Below are 20,126 nucleotides of genomic sequence, written 5' to 3'. Positions count from 1 at the left end.
TGCCAGGACAGGGCCCGCGCTGGGGCTGCGGCATCCGGCAATGTTTGCTACAATTGCCGCATCGTCCGCATCCGTGGCCACGCCTGTGGCCATCGTGACGATCATCCAGGAGGACGGCCTCCCCCATCATGGGCACACACCGGGACGGCCCGCTCTGTATAAGGAGCCGCCATGGCCTGGATACTATTACTCATTGCCGGCATGTTTGAAGTCGTGTGGGCATACTCAATGAAACTCTCCGAGGGTTTCACCAAACTCACTCCCTCCGTCCTTACCATCGTCATGATGATCGCCAGCTTCGGCTTGCTGTCGCTGGCCATGCGCACCCTGCCCTTGGGCACGGCCTATACGATCTGGACGGGCATCGGCGCCGTCGGCGCCTTTATCGTCGGCATCGTTTTTCTGGGCGAGCAAGTCAACATCCTGCGCGTGTGCGCCGCCGTCCTCATCGTGTGCGGCATCGTGCTGATGAAACTGTCGTCGAGCCACTGAGAGGAATCCCCATGCTCCTCGAAAACTATTTTCCCGTTCTGCTGTTCATTCTGATCGGCATCCTCGTCGGTATCGTGCCCATGCTGCTGGGGCGCGCGCTCGGTCCGCACAAACCGGATGCACAAAAACTGTCGCCGTACGAATGCGGCTTCGAAGCATTCGGCGACGCGCGCATGAAGTTCGACGTCCGCTTCTATCTGGTCGCCATTCTGTTCATCCTGTTCGATATCGAAGTCATCTTTCTGATGCCGTGGGCGGCCAATGTCAACGAACTGGGCCAGGTCGGTTTCTGGGCCGTCATGGGCTTTCTCGCCGTGCTGACCATCGGGCTAGTGTACGAGTGGAAAAAAGGCGCGCTGGACTGGGAGTAAGCGACGGATCAGGTTCCACGTGAAACAGGCGCGGGGCTGGAAAGCGGAGTAAGCTTGGCTTCTGTCCTTACTGTCAGGAGTCTGCATGTCCGCCTTCCAGTTCCGCACCGTGCCCCATCTGATCGTTGAACCGGGTGCCGCCGCCCAGCTGGGCACGCACATCGCCCATCACTTTCCCAGCGTGCGCCGCGCCCTGCTCGTCACCGACGCGGGCTTTTTGCGCACGGGCCTGGCCGATGCTCCCTTGCACAGCTTGCAGTCGGCCGGCATCGAAGTCCACGTGTTTTCCGACGTGCAAGCCGATCCGCCCGAAGCCATCGTACTGGCCGGCGTGGCCCAGGCGCAGATGTTTCACGTGGAACTGATTATCGGCCTCGGTGGCGGCAGCTCGCTGGACGTGGCCAAGCTGATCGCCGTGCTGGCACCGGGCCACCAGGAACTGGCGCAACTGTATGGCATCGGCAATGTTCACGGCCAGCGCCTGCCCCTCGTGCAATTGCCGACCACAGCCGGCACGGGCTCGGAAGTCACCCACATCGCCATCGTCACCACGGGCGCCACCAGCAAGATGGGTGTGGTCGCGCCGCAACTGTATGCGGACCTGGCCATCCTCGACGCCAGCCTGACCCTCGGTTTGCCGCCCGCCGTGACGGCCGCCACCGGCATCGACGCCATGGTGCATGCGATCGAAGCGTACACCAGTCGCCTGCTGAAAAATCCCTTGTCCGACATGCTGGCCACGCAAGCGCTGTCGCTACTCTCCAATAACCTGGTCACCGCCTGCCGCGATGGCAGCAACGTGCCGGCGCGGCAAGCCATGCTGCTGGGCGCCATGCTGGCCGGCCAGGCGTTTGCCAATGCGCCCGTGGCCGCCGTGCATGCGCTCGCCTATCCCATCGGGGGACTGTTCCACGTGCCACACGGCCTGTCGAATGCGCTGGTGCTGCCGCACGTGCTGCGTTTTAATCTGTCCCATGCGGCGCCCCTGTATGCGCAACTTGCCACCATCCTGCAGCCCGGCATCGCGGGCAGCGAGGAAGCGCGGGCCGTGGCCCTGATCGAGGCCATGCAGGAAATCGCCGTGGCCACCGGCATAGCGCGCACCCTGCGTGAGGTGGGCATCGCAGCCGGTGACCTGGACCGCCTGGCCGATGAAGCCATGCTGCAGACGCGCTTGCTAGGCAACAATCCCCGGCCCGTCACGCGCGCCGACGCGCGCGCCATCTATGCGGCCGCATTGTGAGCCAGCAGACGGAGTCCGCCAACCCACCCTGCTACACTGCCGCCATGACGCCTCCCGACATCCCCATCCATCCTGACAGCACCAGCTTTCCATACGGTGCCTGTGCAGGCTGCCACGACAGCGCGCCGCTGCCGTTCGCCTTCGAGTATGCGTATCAGCCCATCGTCGACCTGGCCACGCGCAGCATTTATGCGCACGAGGCGCTGGTGCGCGGCCCCAACGGCGAAAGCGCGGCCAGCGTGCTGGCGCAAGTGAACGACGACAACCGCTACCGCTTCGACCAGGCTTGCCGCGTCAAGGCCGTGGCCGGCGCCGCCAGGCTGGGCATGCAGGGATTTCTGTCGATCAACTTCCTGCCCAACGCCGTTTACCGTCCTGAAGTGTGCATCCGCAGTACCCTGGAAGCGGCCAAGCTCCATCGCTTCCCTACCGACAAAATCATCTTTGAAGTGACGGAGGGCGAACGGGTGCAAGACCGTCCGCATCTGGTCGAGATCTTCCGCGCCTACCGGCGCTTCGGCTTCCAGACGGCCATCGACGATTTCGGCGCCGGCTATGCGGGCTTGAACTTGCTGGCCGAATACCAGCCTGACATCATCAAGATCGACATGGATTTGGTGCGCGGCATCGATACGCATGCGCCGCGCCAGGCCATCGTGCGGGCCATCGCCAGCCTGTGCCATGAACTCGGTATCCGCGTGCTGGCCGAAGGCATCGAGACGCGCGCCGAGCGCGATTTTCTTTCCGGCTGCGGCATTTCCCTGATGCAGGGCTACTGGTTTTCCAAGCCCGTCTTCCAGGGACTGGGCGATATTGCCGATACGGCCTGGGAATAAAAACGGCCACGTGAAACGTGGCCGCAAGTTCCACAGACGATACAGCCTAGTTGGGAATATCGACGACAGTCCCCGTCACACTGATGACATTACCGGGCGCCGGCGCCGTGGCGATCGCTGGCACGTTGACATTCGTGATCAGGGTCGACGCATCGGCGCGCGTCACCGTGCGCACCACCTGCGATGGCGGCAGAGCTTGCTTGGCATTCAGATGCGCATACATGGTGTCGAGTGCCCGGTTCAGGTACACGTGCAGCGGCACGATCAGGGTCGGCAAGGCATTGCTGAAGGAATCGAAGTGGTTGGCATTGGTCACCTCGATATAGCGCAGCTGGCTATTCGCTCCTTCCACGGCGGCGTTCAGGCTCACGTAAGCGCGCGACGCGTGATTGACGGGAATCAGCGTGTCGCTGCGGCCGTGCACGATGATGGCAGGCTTGCCATTCAATTTGCCGCTGGCCGCGACCTCGGCCATGCCTGCCCGCACGCGCACGCTTTGCGTGGCCAATGTCCCTTGCAAGTTGGCGCCGCTGACGGTGTCGCGCCCCGTCGCCAGGCTGCGCAGGCACAGGAAGCCGTCGAGCGACTGGTCTGCCAGGCTGTTTGACGGCGACACGCCGGCCGTGTAGACCTTGGCGCCGCCCACGCTGTTCTCGTACACGACATTGCCGAGGATGCCATTTTGTGCGGCAAAGCTGGCCGCCTTTTGTGCCGACGTGAACGCGATCGGATTGCCGCTGCCGTCCGTCTGCGCAAACGTGAAACCGCACACTTTATCGGTCACGGAGAATTTTCCATAGGCATACGCATAGGTGACGGCCACGAGGATGTTCGTGCCCGCATGCGCGGCCTGCAAGGGATCGGAGTCGGGCAACCAGCCATACGCGCGCAAGCGCTGCTTGGAGTCCTCCTGCTGCGCCGCCAGGTCGGCGCCGTTCAATAAGCCCTTGGCGACGAGCGCCGTGCAGCGTCCCGCATTGCCGGCCACCGAGGCGATGCATGGCTGATACAGGGCCGCATAGGTGGCGTAGTCGAACAGCGCGCGGCCGGGATTGGCCACCGCCGCCCCGCCTTGGCGCACGGTGTAGGCGCTCGATGCCGCCGGCTGGACTTGCGGCTCGCTGGCCGCCACGCCGCTGATCAAGCCCCTGGCATCCTGCTCCGCCGCCAGCAAGGCCGAGCCGGCGCCGTTGGAAATGCTCGAGGCGATCGTGATGGTGTTCTTCGGCGTCAGGCGCACGATGCGCGAACTGCCGTCGCGGGCCAGCACGCCATAGCGCTCGTTCAATACGTAATACGCCATCTCGACGGCCTGCAAGGTCACCTTGCCCCAGTCCTTCTCGGGGTTCTGCTGCGAGTGCGCATGCTTGAAAGCGATGCGGTTCGGGTTGGTGCCAGCCCAGGCCAGCCGCTCGGCGTCGCTCAAGTCCGGCGCGAAGAGCGCATTCTTGCCGGCGGCCACCCTGCCTGCCCGCAGGCCGTTCTGCAGGTTGACGCTGTCGTCCTCGAACACATACAAGCCCGTGCCCGAACCCTTGTCGGCATACGCCACGGCGCAGCCTTTTTTCAAGCCCCATTCACCGGAGCTGCCGATGGCGCCGTAGATGCCGCGCGAGCCGCTCGACGTGCCCGTGACGATGCAGGCATGGTCGGGGTCGAAGCTGGCCGGCACCTGCACCATCAAGGTAACATTCTTCTTGCCCGTGCCATCATCGGCATAGGCGATGTATTCACTGCCCGCGACCAGGCCCTCGCCCGTACCCACGTTGCCGGACGCATCCACGTTCGGTCCGTACAGGGTGCCGTAGCCGCTGTTGGCGGCAATGTCGAGCACCGCACGGTAATTGGCGTAAATCGCATTGCGGCGCAGTTCGAGCGGCGTCGGCTGTTCCACGTTCGCATACGCGGGAGTTGCTCCCGCCAGCCCCGTCTTGCCGAGGCCAGCCGTCAGCAGATCGTTCGTCTTGCCGTCGTAGTCGGCCCGCGTGATGGTACCCAGGTAGCCGGGCATCTGGTTCAGTTCTTCCGGCGCATGGTTGCTGCCGCAGGCTGCCAATGCCAGCAAGGTGCACAGACTGCTCCCCGCGCGCATGATCGTCATTTGCATGGTGGTACTCTCCGTTGAAGTAACAGTGGACGCACAATGAAAAACGCCGGACGATCCGTCCGGCGTTGCTTGAAAATCAGACCGCGGCTTTGGCAGCCCTGCCGCCGAAGCGGGCGATGGCTTCGCCGACAATACCGCGCCGGAACATCAGCACGCAGATGACGAAGATCACGCCCGTCACCATGCCCACCGATTCGCCCAGGGTGCCGAACCATTCGATGCCCGTGTGCGTGGCCAGGTAAGTACCAACATCGCCCAGCTTGTTTTCCAGCGCGATGATCAGCACGGCGCCGAGGATGGGGCCGGACAAGGTGCCCATGCCGCCCACCAGGGTCATCAGTACGACCAGGCCCGACATGCCCCAATAGACATCGGTCAGGGTTTCAAAGCCCAGCACCAGGGTCTTGGTGGCGCCGGCCAGTGCGGCCAAGGAAGCGGACAACACGATGGCCATCAGCTTGTACTTGTTGACGTCGTAGCCGAGCGAGATGGCGCGCGGTTCGTTTTCCTTGATCGCCTTGAGCACCTGGCCGAACGGCGAGTGGATGGTGCGCACGATCAGGGCGAAGCCGGCGACAAAGATGGCCAGCACGACGTAGTACAAGACGGTGTCGTTGCCCAGGTCTATCGTGCCGAGCAAGGTTCCACGTGGAACACCTTGCAAGCCATCCTCGCCACCCGTGAACGGCAGTCGCAAGGCCAGGAAGTACACCATCTGCGCCAGCGCCAGGGTGATCATCGTAAAGTAGATGCCCTGGCGGCGGATCGCCAGGCCGCCGATCACCAGGCCCAGCAAGGCCCCCGTGGCGACGCCAGCCAGCAAGCCCAGTTCCGTTGGCCAGCCCCAGGTGCGCAGCGCGTAGCCGGTGACATAACCGGCGCCGCCGAAGAAGGCCGCGTGGCCGAACGACAGCAAACCCGTATAGCCGATCAGCAAGTTGAACGCGCAGGCAAACAGGGCAAAGCACAGCAACTTCATCAGGAAGACGGGATAGCCGTAAAACGGGGCCGCCAACGCCAGCAGCAAGGCAATGGCGTAGCCTACATTCTTATTCATCGTGGTAGCTCCAATACATGACTGATGAGGATTACTTTTCTTTGCCGAACAGGCCGGCGGGACGCAGCAGCAGCACGATGACCATCACCACGAACACCACGGTGGCCGAGCCTTCCGGGTAGAACACGCGGGTCAGGCCCTCGATGACGCCCAGGCCCAGGCCCGTCAGGATGGAACCCATGATGGAACCCATGCCGCCAATCACCACCACGGCAAACACGACGATGATCAGGTTCGAACCCATCAGCGGCGAGACTTGGATGATGGGCGCCGCCAGCACGCCGGCGAAACCGGCCAGCGCCACGCCGAAGCCGAACGTCAACGTCACCATCAGCGGCACGTTGATGCCGAACGCTTCCACCAGTTTCGGGTTTTCCGTGCCGGCCCGCAGGTAGGCCCCTAATTTGGTTTTCTCGATGACGAACCAGGTGGCCAGGCACACGGAGAGCGATGCGATCACCACCCAGGCGCGGTAGTTCGGCAAGATCATGAAACCGAGGTCCGTCGCGCCGGCCAGCGCTTCGGGCACGGCATACGGCTGGCCCGAGACGCCATAGAACGAGCGAAACACGCCTTCCATTATCAGGGTGATGCCGAAGGTCAGCAGCAAGCCATACAGGTGGTCGAGTTTATACAGCCAGCGCAGCATCGTCTTTTCGATCAGGATGCCGACCAGGCCGACGAGGATCGGGGCGATGACGAGCATGGCCCAGTAATTGATGTCGAAATAGCTGAGGCCCATCCAGGCCAGGAAGGCGCCCATCATGTACATGGCGCCGTGCGAGAAATTAATAACGTTAAGCAAGCCGAAGATGACGGCCAGACCGAGGGACAACATGGCATAGAACGAGCCGTTGACGAGACCCAGCAGCAGCTGGCTCATCATCGCTTGTATTGGAACGCCGAAAATTTCCATGGCATCACAGTATAAAAAGCACCGCCAGATAGCAGTGTGGTATCAAGGGAAACGCGCCACCGCAAACGGGTGCGGCGGCGCAAGGCGAACCCTGCGGGCGAAGCGCATGCAGGACAGAGCGCCCGCGCGCAGGCGGGCACTCTGTGGAGGTTGCTACAGCGTTACTTCCACAGCGAACACTTCGACTCGGCCTTGGTCACATACGCTTGCGCACCGGGCACGGTGGCGACCACCTTGTAGTAATCCCATGGGTATTTCGACTCGGACGGCTTCTTCACTTCCATCAAGTACATATCGTGCACCATGCGGCCATCGGGACGCACTTCGCCATTCTGGGTGAACATGTCGTTGATCTTGGTCTTTTTCAGGTAGGCCATGACCTTCTCGGTGTCATCCGTACCGATCGCCTTGACGGCTTTCAGGTAGTTCGCCGCCGCCGAATAGTCGGCCGCCTGCAGCATCGATGGCTCCTTCTTCATCTTGGCGAAATAGCGTTTCGACCAGGCGCGCGTATCCGCATTCAAGTCCCAGTACCAGCCATCCGTCAGGTACATGCCCTGCGTCAGGTTCAGGCCCAGCGAATGGATGTCATTGATGAAGATCAGCAAGCCGGCCAACTTCATGGACTTCGTCAAACCGAACTCGTTGGCCGCCTTGATGCTGTTGATGGCGTCGCCACCGGCATTGGCCAGGCCGAGGATTTGCGGCTTGGACGATTGCGCCTGCAACAGGAAGGAAGAGAAATCCGAGGCGCCCAGCGGATGCTTGACGCTACCCAGCACCTTGCCGCCGGCCGCCTTGACGACCTCGGCCGTGTCTTTTTCCAGCGAGTGGCCAAACGCATAATCGGCCGTCATGAAATACCAGTTCTTGCCGCCCTGCTTGACGATGGTGCCGCCCGTGCCGCGCGCCAGCGCCACCGTGTCGTAGGCGTAGTGCACGGTGTACGGCGTGCACTCTTCATTCGTCAGGCGCGAGGAGCCGGCGCCGATGGCGATGAAGATTTTTTTCTTTTCCGCCGCGACCTTGGCCATGGCCAGGCTGGCGCCGGAATTGGTGCCGCCGATCAGCATGTCGACGCCTTGCTGGTCGAACCATTCGCGCGCTTTCGAAGCGGCAATGTCGGCCTTGTTTTGATGGTCGGCGGAAATGAATTCCACCTTTTTGCCGGCCAGTACGACGCCGGCATCGGCGATCGCCATCTTGATGGCTTCCGCGCCGCCGAGGCCGTCGACGTCGGAATACACGCCCGACATGTCGGAAATAAAACCGATCTTGATGGTGTCGCCCGATACCTGGGCGTGCGCGGCAGCGGAAAAGCCCAATGCACAAAGAGTGGCGGTGGCAATGGCGATAGCGTTACGTTTCATGGTGTCTCCGTTGGGATTATTGTTTGCTATTCAGACGATTGCTGGTCGATGACGAGTAAAACGCACTACATGGGGACTACACGCCAAGCAGCTCGGTCAATACCGGCATCTTGACCTCCAGTTCGGATGCAGCAAAAGTCTCGACGATCTGACCGTGCTCCATCACATAAAACCGGTCCGCCAGCGGCGCGGCAAACCGGAAATTCTGTTCCACCATGACAATGGTGTAGCCCTTCGCTTTCAGGGTGGTGATCATGCGCGCCAGCCCTTGCACGATGACGGGCGCCAGGCCTTCGGAAATTTCATCGAGCAGCAGCAAACGCGCGCCCGTGCGCAGGATGCGCGCCACGGCCAGCATCTGCTGTTCCCCGCCCGACAGGCGCGTGCCCTGGCTATGCCGGCGTTCCTGCAAGTTCGGGAACATGGCGTAGATTTCCTCCACCGACATGCCCTTCTCGCCGCTGGCCAGGGTCGGCGGCAGCAGCAGGTTTTCCTCGGTCGACAGCGAGGAAAAAATACCGCGCTCTTCGGGACAATACCCGATGCCCAGGTGGGCGATTTTGTGCGTAGCCAAACCTATCGCTTCGACGCCGTTGACTTTGATGGAGCCCGTGCGCGCGCCCGTCAGCCCCATGATGGCGCGCAAGGTGGTCGTGCGGCCGGCGCCGTTGCGGCCCAGCAAAGTGACCACTTCGCCCTGCGCCACTTTCAGGTTCACGTCGTGCAGGATGTGCGATTCGCCATACCAGGTGTGCAGTTGCGTAATTTCCAGCGCGGGTGCGCCGCCATTCACTTGTGTCGCCATCAATGCGCCCCTTCCAGTTCCGCGTGGGTGGTGCCCATGTACGCTTCCATCACGTGCGGATTGCGCGACACTTCCGCATAACTGCCTTCGGCCAGCATGGCGCCGCGCTGCAGGACGGAAATCTTGTCGCAAATGCCGGAAACCACGCTCATATTGTGTTCCACCATCAAAATCGTGCGGCCAGCCGACACTTTTTTAATCAGCTCCGTCACGCGGTGCACGTCTTCGTGGCCCATGCCTTGCGTGGGTTCGTCGAGCAGCATCATTTCCGGTTCCATCGCCAGGGTCGTGGCAATTTCCAGCGCCCGCTTGCGCCCGTACGGCATGTCGACCGTGATGGTATCGGCAAACTCCGTCAGGTCGACCTCGGCCAGCAAGGCCATGGCACGGTCGTTGAGCTGGTTCAATGCGCGTTCGCTTTGCCAGAAGTGGAACGAGGTACCGAGCTGGCGCTGCAAGCCGATACGCACATTCTGCAGCACGGATAAATGGGGGAAGACGGCGGAAATCTGGAAGGAACGGATCACGCCCATGCGCGCGATCTGGGCCGGTTTGGCGGCCGTGATATCTTTCCCATTGAACAGGATCTGTCCGGAAGTGGGGACCAGGAATTTGGTGAGCAAGTTAAAACACGTGGTCTTGCCGGCACCGTTAGGACCGATCAAGGCGTGGATATGGCCGCGCTCTACCTTCAGGTTCACGTCGCTCACAGCGGTGAAACCCTTGAATTCCTTGGTCAAATTTCTTGTTTCCAAGATTACGTTTGACATCGTGTCTCCTAGTTGTACTTTTTGTACTACTTAGTCATTTTTATAATACACAACTTAAATTTAACGCACAATACAGTATAACTACGGGGATTTTTCGCCAGCCCGAATGGCGCAAACTCGCACGTTTGCCCCGCTATTTCCAGGCCGCATGTATCATTTGCGCCGCTTTTTCCGCGATCATCACCGTGGGCGAGTTCGTGTTACCAGAAGTAATGTACGGCATGATCGAGGCATCGACGACGCGCAAGCCCGCCACGCCGATCACGCGCAACTGGCTGTCGACCACGCTTGAGGCCTCGCTGGCCAGTCCCATGCGGCAAGTGCCCACCGGGTGGAAGATGGTGGTGCCGATCTGGCTGGCCGCCTGCGCCAGTTCTTCCTGGCTCTGGAATTGCACGCCAGGCTTGTATTCTTCCGGCGCAAATTTTTTCAGGGCCGGCGCTGCGGCGATGGTCCGCGTCAGGCGCAAGGCGTCGGCCGCCACGCTGCGGTCCTGCTCGGTACTGAGGTAATTGGGAACGATCTTTGGCGCCGCATAGCTGTCGGCCGATGCGATCTGCACGTGGCCACGCGACGTGGGACGCAGATTGCAGACGCTGGCCGTAAACGCGGGAAACGCGTGCAAGGGTTCGCCGAATTTGTCGAGCGACAAGGGCTGCACGTGGTATTGCAGGTTCGGCGTGGCTTGCTGCGGATCGGATTTGGCGAACGCCCCCAACTGTGATGGCGCCATCGACATGGGCCCGCTCTGAAACAACGCATATTGCAAGCCGATCTGCATCTTGCCCAGCATATTGCCCGCCATGATGTTCAGCGTTTTCACGCCCTGGACTTTAAAGACCATGCGCAGCTGCAGGTGGTCCTGCAAATTGCCGCCCACGCCAGGAGCGTCCAGCACGGGCGCGATGCCATGCTGCTGCAGCAAGGCGGCCGGGCCGATGCCGGACAATTGCAGCAATTGCGGCGAGCCGATTGCGCCCGCCGTCAGCAAGGTTTCCCGCTTGGCCGTCGCCTGCCACTGCGTGCCGCCGCCCGTAAACACGATGCCCGTGCAACGGGGTCCGGACTCCGAAGTCTCAAGCAACAGGCGTTCCACGTGGCAGCCCGTCATGATGGTCAGATTCGGGCGGCGCGATGCCGGTTTCAAAAATGCTTTCGAGGTATTCCAGCGGATGCCGCGGCGCTGGTTGACGTCGAAATACGCGCTGCCGCTATTGTCGCCGCCATTGAAATCGCTGGTTTTCGGGATGCCGACTTGCTGCGCCGCATCGCGGAACGCGTTCAGGATATCCCATGACAGCCGCTGTTTTTCCACGCGCCACTCGCCGCCCACGCCATGGTTTTCCGAAGCGCCGCCGTAATAATCCTCGCTTTGCTTAAATAGCGGCAAGACCTTGTCCCAGCGCCAGGAAGCGTCGTCCGTCAGGTCGGCCCAGTGGTCGTAATCGCCGGCCTGGCCCCGCATATAGATCATGCCGTTGATGGAAGAACTGCCGCCGAGCACCTTTCCGCGTGGATAGATCAGGCTGCGCCCGCCCAGTCCCGCGTCCGCCTGCGTGGAATACAGCCAGTCCGTGCGGGGATTGCCGATGCAATGCAGATAGCCGACGGGGATGTGGATCCACACGTAATCGTCCTTGCCGCCTGCTTCCACGAGCAAAACATTGGCATCCTTGTCGCGTGTGAGCCGGTTGGCCAGCACGCAACCTGCCGTGCCGCCGCCCACGATGATGTAGTCGTATTCGCCTGCCGATTCCAATGAAGCTCCTTTCGGTATGCCATCAAGCTGTCACGCGGCATGTCTCCCCACCGCGTTCCGCTACCAGAGTCTGTCTTTCTTCATGCATGCATGGCTGCTGAGCCGCCTTGAGATTACCACCAGTGCCGAACCAGGGCGACATTAATCGTTGCCTGGGATACGAACAAGCGTTACGGCAAGGTAAAAAAGCATCAAACCAGGGGCGGCAAGCTGTGGATAACCGTATGGATATCCACAGGTACGATATGTGTGTAAACGAAAAATTTTTTCAGCGGCTTTTTTTGTCCAGAAACCGTCCCAGGCAGATACAACCCTTACTCAGCGCTTATCCGCACGCCAAGCGATTGTTTACAAGGATAAATCAGGACTTATCCACAGAAGATGCCGCCGTTAACTACTATTACTATTCTTGTATACGAACTTGTTAAGGTAAACCCGACAGCGCACGCTTTGCCTGCCCTACGCCTTAGCGAACCTCCGCAAGCCTGTCTTCAAAAAAAAGCCGGGCAGCGGCGTTGGCTGACAAAAAAAATCGAGCCGACAACTGAGCGACGAAAACCGCCACGGCCGGCATCACGCACACAGCACTGCCAAACCGTTTTTCAAAATGGAAACGTCAACAGACCTGAGCAGGCACAGTGCCAGCAGACGGTTCGATGTCGAAAAAAGGGGAAATTTGAAACGATTGTGGATAAGTCACTTGATATCCACAGGATGACTTGTGCGTAAACACGAACTTTTGCACAGGCCAGCATTTTATACAATTTTGCTCCTCGCGTGATACAGCGATTATGCACGCTTTATTTTGCGTGTAAACGATTGATCCTGTTGAAAAAAAGCGACTTATCCACAGAAAAAAACGCGTTTACTATTACTACTATTTTTATATATAGATCTATTGTAAACCGACAAAAAAAGCGGAAGTCCGGGGATATTTCCAAAAGGCACGCCAAACCGTCAAAAAAAAAAGCTAACGGCGACATCGCGACCCACTGCCAAACCGTCTTCCAGGAATCAACTGGACGCTCACGTCGGTGAAAGAACAACGCTCGTGCCCGCTCACTGTTGATTGGCAGACATGGGCCTATGCCAACGAAACACGTTAAACATGCCACTACAGCAAGAAAAACGCGATTTTTGCGTACTGGTGTGGATAAGTGCCTGCATATCCACAGGATGAGATGTGGGAAAAGTCGATCTTTGTCCACAAGCCAATTTTTATCCCAAACAAGTCCTCCGTGGATACAATGCTTGTGCGCCTACTTTTTTGTGCGCTAAGTCGATGATTTTTCGATGGTATACCGACTTATCCACAAAAAAATGGCCGTTTACTATCACTACTATTTTTATGTATACATCTTTATTTAAAACACAGAGACAAACGCGAACGGTGGAAAAGTCGCCGAAACGGCTGTTTTCACCATGTAAACCGTTTTGCAATCCCAAAAACCTGTAAAAACAGCATGCATACACATAAAAAAATGCGTTTAGGCATCATCAGTGCCTTGTACGAAGAACAGCAGGGGCTGGTAGAAGCCATGCAAGGCCCCCAGAGGCATTCGCACGGCATGCGCGACTACACCCTGGGAACCTTGTGGAATATCGACGCTGTGTGCGTCCTGTCGCGTCTGGGCAAGGTTGCCGCTGCCATGACAGCTTCTATCCTTGTGGAAAAGTACGGAGTTACCCACATCGTCTTCACGGGCGTGGCCGGCAGTGGGGATAAACGCGTGAAAGTGGGCGATATCGTGGTGGCTGAAGCGCTGTTGCAGCACGATATGGACGCTCGCCCTTTGTTTCCCCGCTTTGAAGTGCCGCTGACGGGCTTGCAGCGCTTTGCCACGGACCTGGAACTGAGCACGCAACTGGCTGGCGCCGCGGAAGATTTCCTGCGTGACGATGTGTCCAGCGTGCTCAAGGCGGCCGATATCGCGGCATTTGGCTTGCAACACGCGCGAGTGCACCGCGGCCTGATCGCCAGCGGCGACCAATTCATCAGCAGTGCCGCGCATCTGAACCAGCTCAAAGTAGATATCCCCGACTTGCTGGCCGTCGAAATGGAAGGCGCCGCCGTGGCGCAAGTGTGTTTTGAACTGGGCGTGCCGTTTACCGTCATGCGCACCATTTCCGACAACGCCAATGAAGAGGCGGCTGTCGACTTCATGCGTTTCGTGCAAACCGTCGCTTCGCCGTATGCGTTTACGGTGATCCAGCAATTGTGCCAGCGTCTGGCTGGTTGATTTTTCATCCAGCGTGCATAAAAAAAGGGCAGAACCACTGGTTCCGCCCTTTTGCGTTGACTACCTGCTTACATGTTAGACACTGAGCATCATCAGGCTGGCATTCCCACCGGCCGCCGTCGTATTCACGCACAGCGCCCGCTCAGCGACCAGGCGCCACAGAGGGATGGCACCGTCCTGCGTGGTGGCGATGGTGCCCACCAGGGCCCCTTCCCGTGCCGCCAGCAGCGGTTTGAGCTGCGCATCGAGGCAGGGCTCGATCATGGCGATCTGGAAATCATGCTTGACCGACTCCAGGCTTGTAATGATCTGGATACGGTCCTTCAGCGCGGCCGGCAAGTCGCCCGGGATCAGCTCCGGCGCTTGCGCCAGCACCAGGGCCTCGTTACCGGTGGCCAGGACGGCCGCCAGCTGGTTCATCAGCGTGCCCGAGGTCGCTGCCGCGCACAGAATCGTGCCGCGCGCGGCAAAGCTCAGGGTATTGCGCTCGCCTGTCGGGCCTGGCAAGACGGTGGTGCTGCCCAGCAAGGTGGTGCGTGCGTATTCCTGCGCCAGTTGCTCGACCTTGTCGTGGCCATGCATCTTTGCCCACACGGTCAGCGCGTCGAGTGCTGGCGGCGCCTGGCGTTGATGCTGCGCGCCGGCCGGCGCATTGCGCTGCAGGCGTTTCAGGTACAGGGGGCCGCCCGCCTTGGGGCCGGTGCCTGATTTGCCTTCGCCGCCGAACGGCTGCACGCCGACGACGGCGCCGACGATGTTGCGGTTCACATAAATATTGCCTACGTGCGCGCGCTTGGTAATGAAATCGATCGTTTCATCGATGCGTGTATGGATGCCCAGGGTCAGGCCGTAACCGCTGTCGTTGATCGATTGCACCAGTTGCGGCAGCTCGGAGCGCTTGTAGCGGATCACGTGCAGCACGGGGCCGAAGACTTCCTGCGTCAATTGCGCCAGCGACTTGATTTCCAACACGGTCGGGGCGACAAACGTGCCTTTGACGGTCGGCAAATCGAGCGAATAATGGTCGATGGCCATGGTTTTCATCTTGTTGATGTGTGCCAGCAAGTTACCTTGCGCTTCCGCATCGATGACGGGACCGATATCGGTCGCCAGGCGGTCAGGATTGCCGACGCGCAATTCCTGCATGGCGCCCTTGAGCATGTGGATGGTCTTGTCGGCGATTTCCGTTTGTAGGAACAGCACGCGCAAGGCCGAGCAGCGCTGGCCGGCGCTGTCAAAGGCGGACGACATCACATCTTGCACCACTTGCTCCGGCAAGGCCGACGAATCGACGATCAGGGCATTCTGGCCACCCGTTTCGGCGATCAGGGGAATATCGATGCCTTCGGCCACGGCGCGCGCGGCCAGGTTGCGGTTGATCAGTTGCGCCACTTCCGTCGAGCCCGTGAAAATCACGCCTTTCACGCGTGCGTCATTGCACAGGCCGGCACCGACGACTTCGCCGCTGCCGGGCAAGAATTGCAGCGCGCCGCGCGGTACGCCTGCCATGTGCAGCAATTGCACGGCGCGGTGGGCGATCAGCGGCGTTTGCTCGGCCGGCTTGGCCAGCACCACGTTGCCTGCGGCCAGGGCGGCGGCCAGCTGGCCCGTAAAGATGGCCAGCGGGAAGTTCCACGGGCTGATGCAGGTGACGGGACCGAGCGCCAGGGTATTTGGCGCGTGTTCCACCTGCGCCGCGTAGTAGCGCAGGAAGTCGACGGCTTCGCGGATTTCCGCGATCGCGTTCGGCAGGGACTTGCCCGCTTCGCGCACGGCCAGGGCCATCAGCTCGATGTGGTGTTCCTCGAACAGGTCGGCCGCGCGCAGCAACGCTTGTGCGCGGATCGACGGCTCCGTGGTTTGCCAATCCATGGCGTAGGCGCTGGCGCTGGCCAGCGCCGTTTCCACGTCGGCCGGGCCGGCTTCCATGACCTTGCCCACGACATCGTCGTGCTGGGCCGGATTGTGCAGCATGTGCGTGGGGCCATTCAGGCTGACGGCGCCATCGATCAGCGGCGCCGCCTGCCATGTCTGCTGCTGCGCCAGGCCCGTGGCCAAGGTGCGCAAAGTATCTTCATTCGACAGGTCCAGGCCGGCCGAGTTCCTGCGTTCGCTGCCAAACATGTCCAGCGGCAGCGGAATCGACGGATGCGGCAAGCCGCCCTGCAGGCGCGCCTGCTCGAGCGGATCGCGGATCAGGCTATCGATGGCCACGCTTTCGTCGACGATCTGGTTGACGAACGACGAGTTGGCGCCGTTTTCCAGCAGGCGGCGCACCAGATAGGCCAGCAGGGTTTCATGCGAGCCGACGGGCGCGTAGATGCGGCACGGCTTGTCGAGATTCTCGGGCCCGACGACCTGGTCGTACAGGGTTTCACCCATGCCGTGCAGGCACTGGAATTCATAGTCGGTGATGCCGTCGCGTTTCGCCCAGGTATAAATGGTCGACAGGGTTTGCGCGTTGTGCGTGGCAAATTGTGGATAGATCAGGCTGCTGGCGGCCAGCAGTTTTTGCGCGCACACGAGGTAAGAGACGTCCGTGTAGACCTTGCGCGTGTAGACGGGATAGCCTTCCTGGCCATCGACTTGCGCGCGTTTGACTTCCGCATCCCAATACGCGCCCTTGACCAGGCGCACCATGAACTTGCGGCCGCTGCGGTGCGCCAGGTCGATCAGGAAATCGATGGCGAACGGGCAGCGTTTTTGATACGCCTGCACCACGTAGCCGATGCCGTCGAAGCCGGCCAGATCCGCATCGAAAGCCAGTGCTTCCATCAGGTCGAGCGACAGTTCCAGGCGGTCCGTTTCTTCCGCATCGATGTTGAAGCCGATGTTGTACTGTTTGGCCAGCAACAGCAGCGCTTTGACTTTTGGCAGCAATTCTTCCATGACGCGGGTACTCTGGGCGCGGCTGTAGCGCGCATGCAGGGCCGACAGTTTCACGGAAATGCCGGGACCGTTGCGGATGCCGCGGCCGTTCGACGCCTTGCCGATGGCGTGGATTGCCGTTTCGTACGAGGCGTAGTAGTTGGCCGCGTCCTGCTGCGTCAGGGCCGCCTCGCCCAGCATGTCGTAGGAATAACGGTAGCCGCGCGTTTCATTCTCGCGGCTGTTTTTCAACGCTTCCTCGATGGTTTGACCCGTCACGAACTGGTTGCCCAGCATGCGCATGGCCAGGTCGACGCCTTTGCGGATCAGCGGTTCGCCTCCTTTGGCGATGAGCTTGGTCATGGCCGAACCGAGGCCCGATTCGCTGCTGGTACTGACCAGTTTGCCCGTAATCAGCAAACCCCAGGTGGCCGCGTTGACGAACAGCGACGGCGATTCGCCCAGGTGTTTCTTCCAGTCACCCTTGCTGATTTTGTCGGCGATCAAACGGTCAGCCGTCTGACTGTCGGGTATACGCAACAGCGCTTCAGCCAGACACATTAATGCAACACCCTCTTCCGACGATAGCGAGAACTCGTGCATCAGTGCATCGACGCCGGACGCGCGTGTGCGTTTTTGGCGCACGTTCGAGACCAAGCGGTGCGCCAGCGCTTGTCCTTCGGCCGTCGTTTCGGTGCTGCTGGGGCGCACTTGTTGCAACAGCCACTGCACCGCGGAAACCTCGTCGCGCCTATAGGCGGCGGTGATGGCGGCGCGTTGTGGAGTCGCTTCGGGCAGGATTTCTGCCTGGAACGCAGCAAAAGGAATCGGGGTAAAAGCCGAGGGGCCTGCAGGGTGCATAAGTGCTCTTTACAAGGAAAAAGGGGACGAAAACTGACGTAATTCTTGCTCTTTTTTGGTGCAAAAAAATACAGAAAGTCGGACGTTAAGATGATTCGATTGTAAAGGGGATTCTTATGGATTAATTCTGGTAATACAGGGGACTAGCAATAGATAGTTTTTGATGCGACAATTTAACCAAATAATATTAATTTGGGGGTGATGGGAATGCTGGACAAGATCAGTAAGAAAATCCTGATGGAATTGCAGAGCGATGGACGCATCAGCAATGTGGAGCTGGCCGCGCGCGTGAACCTGTCGCCTGCCGCCTGCCTGGAGCGCGTGCGCAAGCTGCACGAATCCGGTTACATCATGGGCTATACGGCCCAGTTGAACCCGCAGCTGCTCGACGTGTCGCTGCTGGTGTTCATCGAAGTGGTGCTCGATCGCACGACACCGGAAGTGTTCGACGCCTTCAAGCATAGCGTACAAATCATTCCAGAGGTACTGGAATGTCATATGGTCGCTGGCGGTTTCGATTACCTGGTCAAGGCGCGCGTCAAGGACATGGCCGCCTACCGCGAATTCCTGGGCAAGACCTTGCTGCAGAAAGGTGTGCGGGAAACCCACACTTATGCCGTCATGGAAGAGGTCAAAAACACCACCAAATTGCCAATTAAGTGACCCTGGTGTAGCCGTCCCGTTTTTCTGATTGAGCTATCGGAACAAATGTTGTAGGGTAGAACTACAATTCTGCTATCCGGTAGCCGGCCTGAAAACACGCGCAGACGTTGTGTTCAGGGTGCAAGGTGGGCAATCGTGCCCACCCGCATACGGCCACAGCACGTCCCTCCTGGGACGTGACGGGTTCGCGCAGCGGGGGACAAATGAAGCAGTTGCAGCATCAGCTGGTGCGTTTCTTTGTATTCACGATCCTGGCAATGGCCGTCGCCTGTTGCCTGGCCTATCTGCTGCTGTTGTCGGGCGGCGACCATCCTTATTTGATTGCCTGCGTGGCCGCCGCCATCGGCGCCGCGCTGCTGGCGTTTGCCGGCCGTCCGCGTGGCGAACCGGGCTTGCACCAGTTCGCCGATACGGTGGGCAATGCCATCGACGCCATCATGATCGGCGCGGCGGAAACCTCGTATTTTGTCGATTCCGTCAAACAGAAGGTGGAACTCGACGTGCGCACGGCCAGCGATATTGCCGACAGTTCCGTACAAAATGCCGCGATGACGGAAAAAATCGCCGCCAATGCGGAGCGGGCCGCCAAGGTAGCGGCCGGCGTGCGTGTGGAAAGCGTGGCGGCGCGCGCCGAAGTGGACCAGGGCTTGCGCCGCATCAATACGGCACGCGAGGAAGCGCAAGGTGCGTCCAGCACCATGCTGAGTCTGCAGGAAAAATCCAAACGCATCACGGGCTTCACGGAAGCCATTTCCGATATTTCCGCGCGTACCAATTTGCTGGCGCTGAACGCCGCCATCGAAGCGGCCCGTGCCGGCGAACACGGCCGCGGTTTTGCCGTGGTGGCCGGTGAAGTGCGGCAATTGGCGCAGCGCACCAAGGAAGCTTCCGATGAAATCAGCGTGATGGTGCGCGAAATCAATGAACAGTCGGAAAAGGCCGCGCGCGGCATGAGTTCGCTGGCGGCCGGTGTCACGGAAGCGGCGCGCAACGTGGAAAGCGTGCACGCCTCACTCAGCCATATCGAGCAATCGTCGGGCGAGTCGGAAGACGAGATCGGGCAAATTGCCCGCGCCTCGCGCGAACACGTCGACACGACGCAAGTGATCGCCGACGCCATCCTGCAAATCCGCGACAGCATGCTGTCGACGAATGCCGAATTGCCGCGCGCCACGCAGTCGGCCATGGCCCTGGCCGAGCGGGCCGAAGTGATCGCGGGCGCCCTCGGTGAATCGAGCGTGGCCACGCCGCATGACGAGATCCGCGAGGCGGCCCAGCGCGCCGCGCGCGAGGTGGGCAAACTGTTCGAGCAAGCGATTGCATCGGGCCGCATCACGCGCGAAGCCCTGTTCGACCGCCACTACCGCCCCATCCCGAACACCAATCCGCCCAAGCACAACACGAAGTTCGACGCGTTTACGGACAAGGTGCTGCCCGACCTGCAGGAAGGCGTGCTGGCCGCCCTGCCCCATTTGGCGTATGCGGGCGCCGTCGACAACAATGGCTATTTTCCGACGCACAACAAGAAGTTTTCCCAGCCGCTGACGGGCGACTACGCCACCGATATGGTCAATAACCGCACCAAGCGCATCTTCAGCGACCGCACGGGCAAGCGCTGCGGCAGCAACACCAAGGCCTTCCTGCTGCAGACGTATAAACGCGACACGGGCGAAGTCATGCACGATTTGTCCGTGCCCATCCACGTCGAGGGCAAGCACTGGGGCGGTTTCCGGATCGGTTATCGCTCCAGCAATCACGCATAGCAAAA

General features: G+C 60.3%; 15 protein-coding genes. 7 read left to right on the top strand and 8 right to left on the bottom strand.

Annotated features, from left to right (window positions below):
* Positions 1–171: 171 nt before the first annotated feature.
* From OPV09_RS01615 to OPV09_RS01600, 4 genes are all read left to right on the top strand, one after another.
* Complete coding sequence (locus tag OPV09_RS01615) at positions 172–492, top strand: DMT family transporter (protein ID WP_072456011.1); 321 nt, start codon at positions 172–174, stop codon at positions 490–492.
* Between the two features lie 11 nt (positions 493–503).
* Positions 504–863, top strand: coding sequence for an NADH-quinone oxidoreductase subunit A (locus OPV09_RS01610; RefSeq protein ID WP_034752676.1), 360 nt, complete (start codon positions 504–506; stop codon positions 861–863).
* An 85-nt stretch (positions 864–948) separates the two neighbouring features.
* A complete protein-coding gene (locus OPV09_RS01605; protein ID WP_034752674.1) occupies positions 949–2,106 on the top strand; it encodes an iron-containing alcohol dehydrogenase in 1,158 nt (385 codons plus the stop codon).
* Between the two features lie 44 nt (positions 2,107–2,150).
* The gene (locus OPV09_RS01600) at positions 2,151–2,942 is read left to right on the top strand and encodes an EAL domain-containing protein (RefSeq protein WP_034752671.1); all 792 of its coding nucleotides are present in this window, start codon (positions 2,151–2,153) and stop codon (positions 2,940–2,942) included.
* A 46-nt stretch (positions 2,943–2,988) separates the two neighbouring features.
* Here the strand turns inward: OPV09_RS01600 and OPV09_RS01595 are convergent, their stop codons facing one another.
* The 7 genes from OPV09_RS01595 to OPV09_RS01565 form a co-directional block, all read right to left on the bottom strand.
* Positions 2,989–5,049 (bottom strand): 3-hydroxybutyrate oligomer hydrolase family protein, encoded by a 2,061-nt coding sequence (locus tag OPV09_RS01595; RefSeq protein ID WP_338680294.1) that lies wholly within the window; start codon positions 5,047–5,049, stop codon positions 2,989–2,991.
* A 76-nt stretch (positions 5,050–5,125) separates the two neighbouring features.
* Positions 5,126–6,106 carry a branched-chain amino acid ABC transporter permease gene (locus OPV09_RS01590; protein ID WP_034752665.1) on the bottom strand — a complete coding sequence of 327 codons (981 nt, stop codon included), beginning with the start codon at positions 6,104–6,106 and terminating at the stop codon, positions 5,126–5,128.
* Between the two features lie 31 nt (positions 6,107–6,137).
* On the bottom strand, positions 6,138–7,022 hold the full coding sequence (locus tag OPV09_RS01585) for a branched-chain amino acid ABC transporter permease (RefSeq protein ID WP_034752662.1): 885 nt from the start codon (positions 7,020–7,022) through the stop codon (positions 6,138–6,140).
* A 161-nt stretch (positions 7,023–7,183) separates the two neighbouring features.
* The gene (locus OPV09_RS01580) at positions 7,184–8,392 is read right to left on the bottom strand and encodes an ABC transporter substrate-binding protein (RefSeq protein WP_034752659.1); all 1,209 of its coding nucleotides are present in this window, start codon (positions 8,390–8,392) and stop codon (positions 7,184–7,186) included.
* Between the two features lie 76 nt (positions 8,393–8,468).
* Positions 8,469–9,197, bottom strand: a complete 729-nt coding sequence (locus tag OPV09_RS01575) for an ABC transporter ATP-binding protein (protein WP_338680291.1) — start codon at positions 9,195–9,197, stop codon at positions 8,469–8,471.
* Positions 9,197–9,967 carry an ABC transporter ATP-binding protein gene (locus tag OPV09_RS01570; protein WP_338680290.1) on the bottom strand — a complete coding sequence of 257 codons (771 nt, stop codon included), beginning with the start codon at positions 9,965–9,967 and terminating at the stop codon, positions 9,197–9,199. The genes OPV09_RS01575 and OPV09_RS01570 overlap by 1 nt, the downstream gene beginning before the upstream one ends.
* 133 nt (positions 9,968–10,100) lie before the next feature.
* Positions 10,101–11,726 (bottom strand): GMC family oxidoreductase, encoded by a 1,626-nt coding sequence (locus tag OPV09_RS01565; RefSeq protein ID WP_319991995.1) that lies wholly within the window; start codon positions 11,724–11,726, stop codon positions 10,101–10,103.
* Between the two features lie 1,463 nt (positions 11,727–13,189).
* Between OPV09_RS01565 and OPV09_RS01560 the strand changes: the two genes are divergently transcribed.
* Complete coding sequence (locus tag OPV09_RS01560) at positions 13,190–13,966, top strand: 5'-methylthioadenosine/adenosylhomocysteine nucleosidase (protein ID WP_257620342.1); 777 nt, start codon at positions 13,190–13,192, stop codon at positions 13,964–13,966.
* Between the two features lie 75 nt (positions 13,967–14,041).
* Here the strand turns inward: OPV09_RS01560 and putA are convergent, their stop codons facing one another.
* Positions 14,042–17,695, bottom strand: coding sequence for a trifunctional transcriptional regulator/proline dehydrogenase/L-glutamate gamma-semialdehyde dehydrogenase (gene putA / locus OPV09_RS01555; protein WP_338680289.1), 3,654 nt, complete (start codon positions 17,693–17,695; stop codon positions 14,042–14,044).
* A gap of 207 nt (positions 17,696–17,902) precedes the next feature.
* Between putA and OPV09_RS01550 the strand changes: the two genes are divergently transcribed.
* Entirely contained in the window at positions 17,903–18,358 is a 456-nt protein-coding gene (locus OPV09_RS01550) for an Lrp/AsnC ligand binding domain-containing protein (protein ID WP_010393827.1), read from the top strand.
* Positions 18,359–18,561: 203 nt separating this feature from the next.
* Positions 18,562–20,121, top strand: coding sequence for a methyl-accepting chemotaxis protein (locus tag OPV09_RS01545; RefSeq protein WP_070303219.1), 1,560 nt, complete (start codon positions 18,562–18,564; stop codon positions 20,119–20,121).
* Positions 20,122–20,126: the final 5 nt, after the last annotated feature.

Source organism: Janthinobacterium sp. TB1-E2, assembly GCF_036885605.1.
Taxonomy (GTDB): domain Bacteria; phylum Pseudomonadota; class Gammaproteobacteria; order Burkholderiales; family Burkholderiaceae_D; genus Janthinobacterium; species Janthinobacterium aestuarii.
This window is presented reverse-complemented; position numbering and strand designations above follow the sequence as displayed.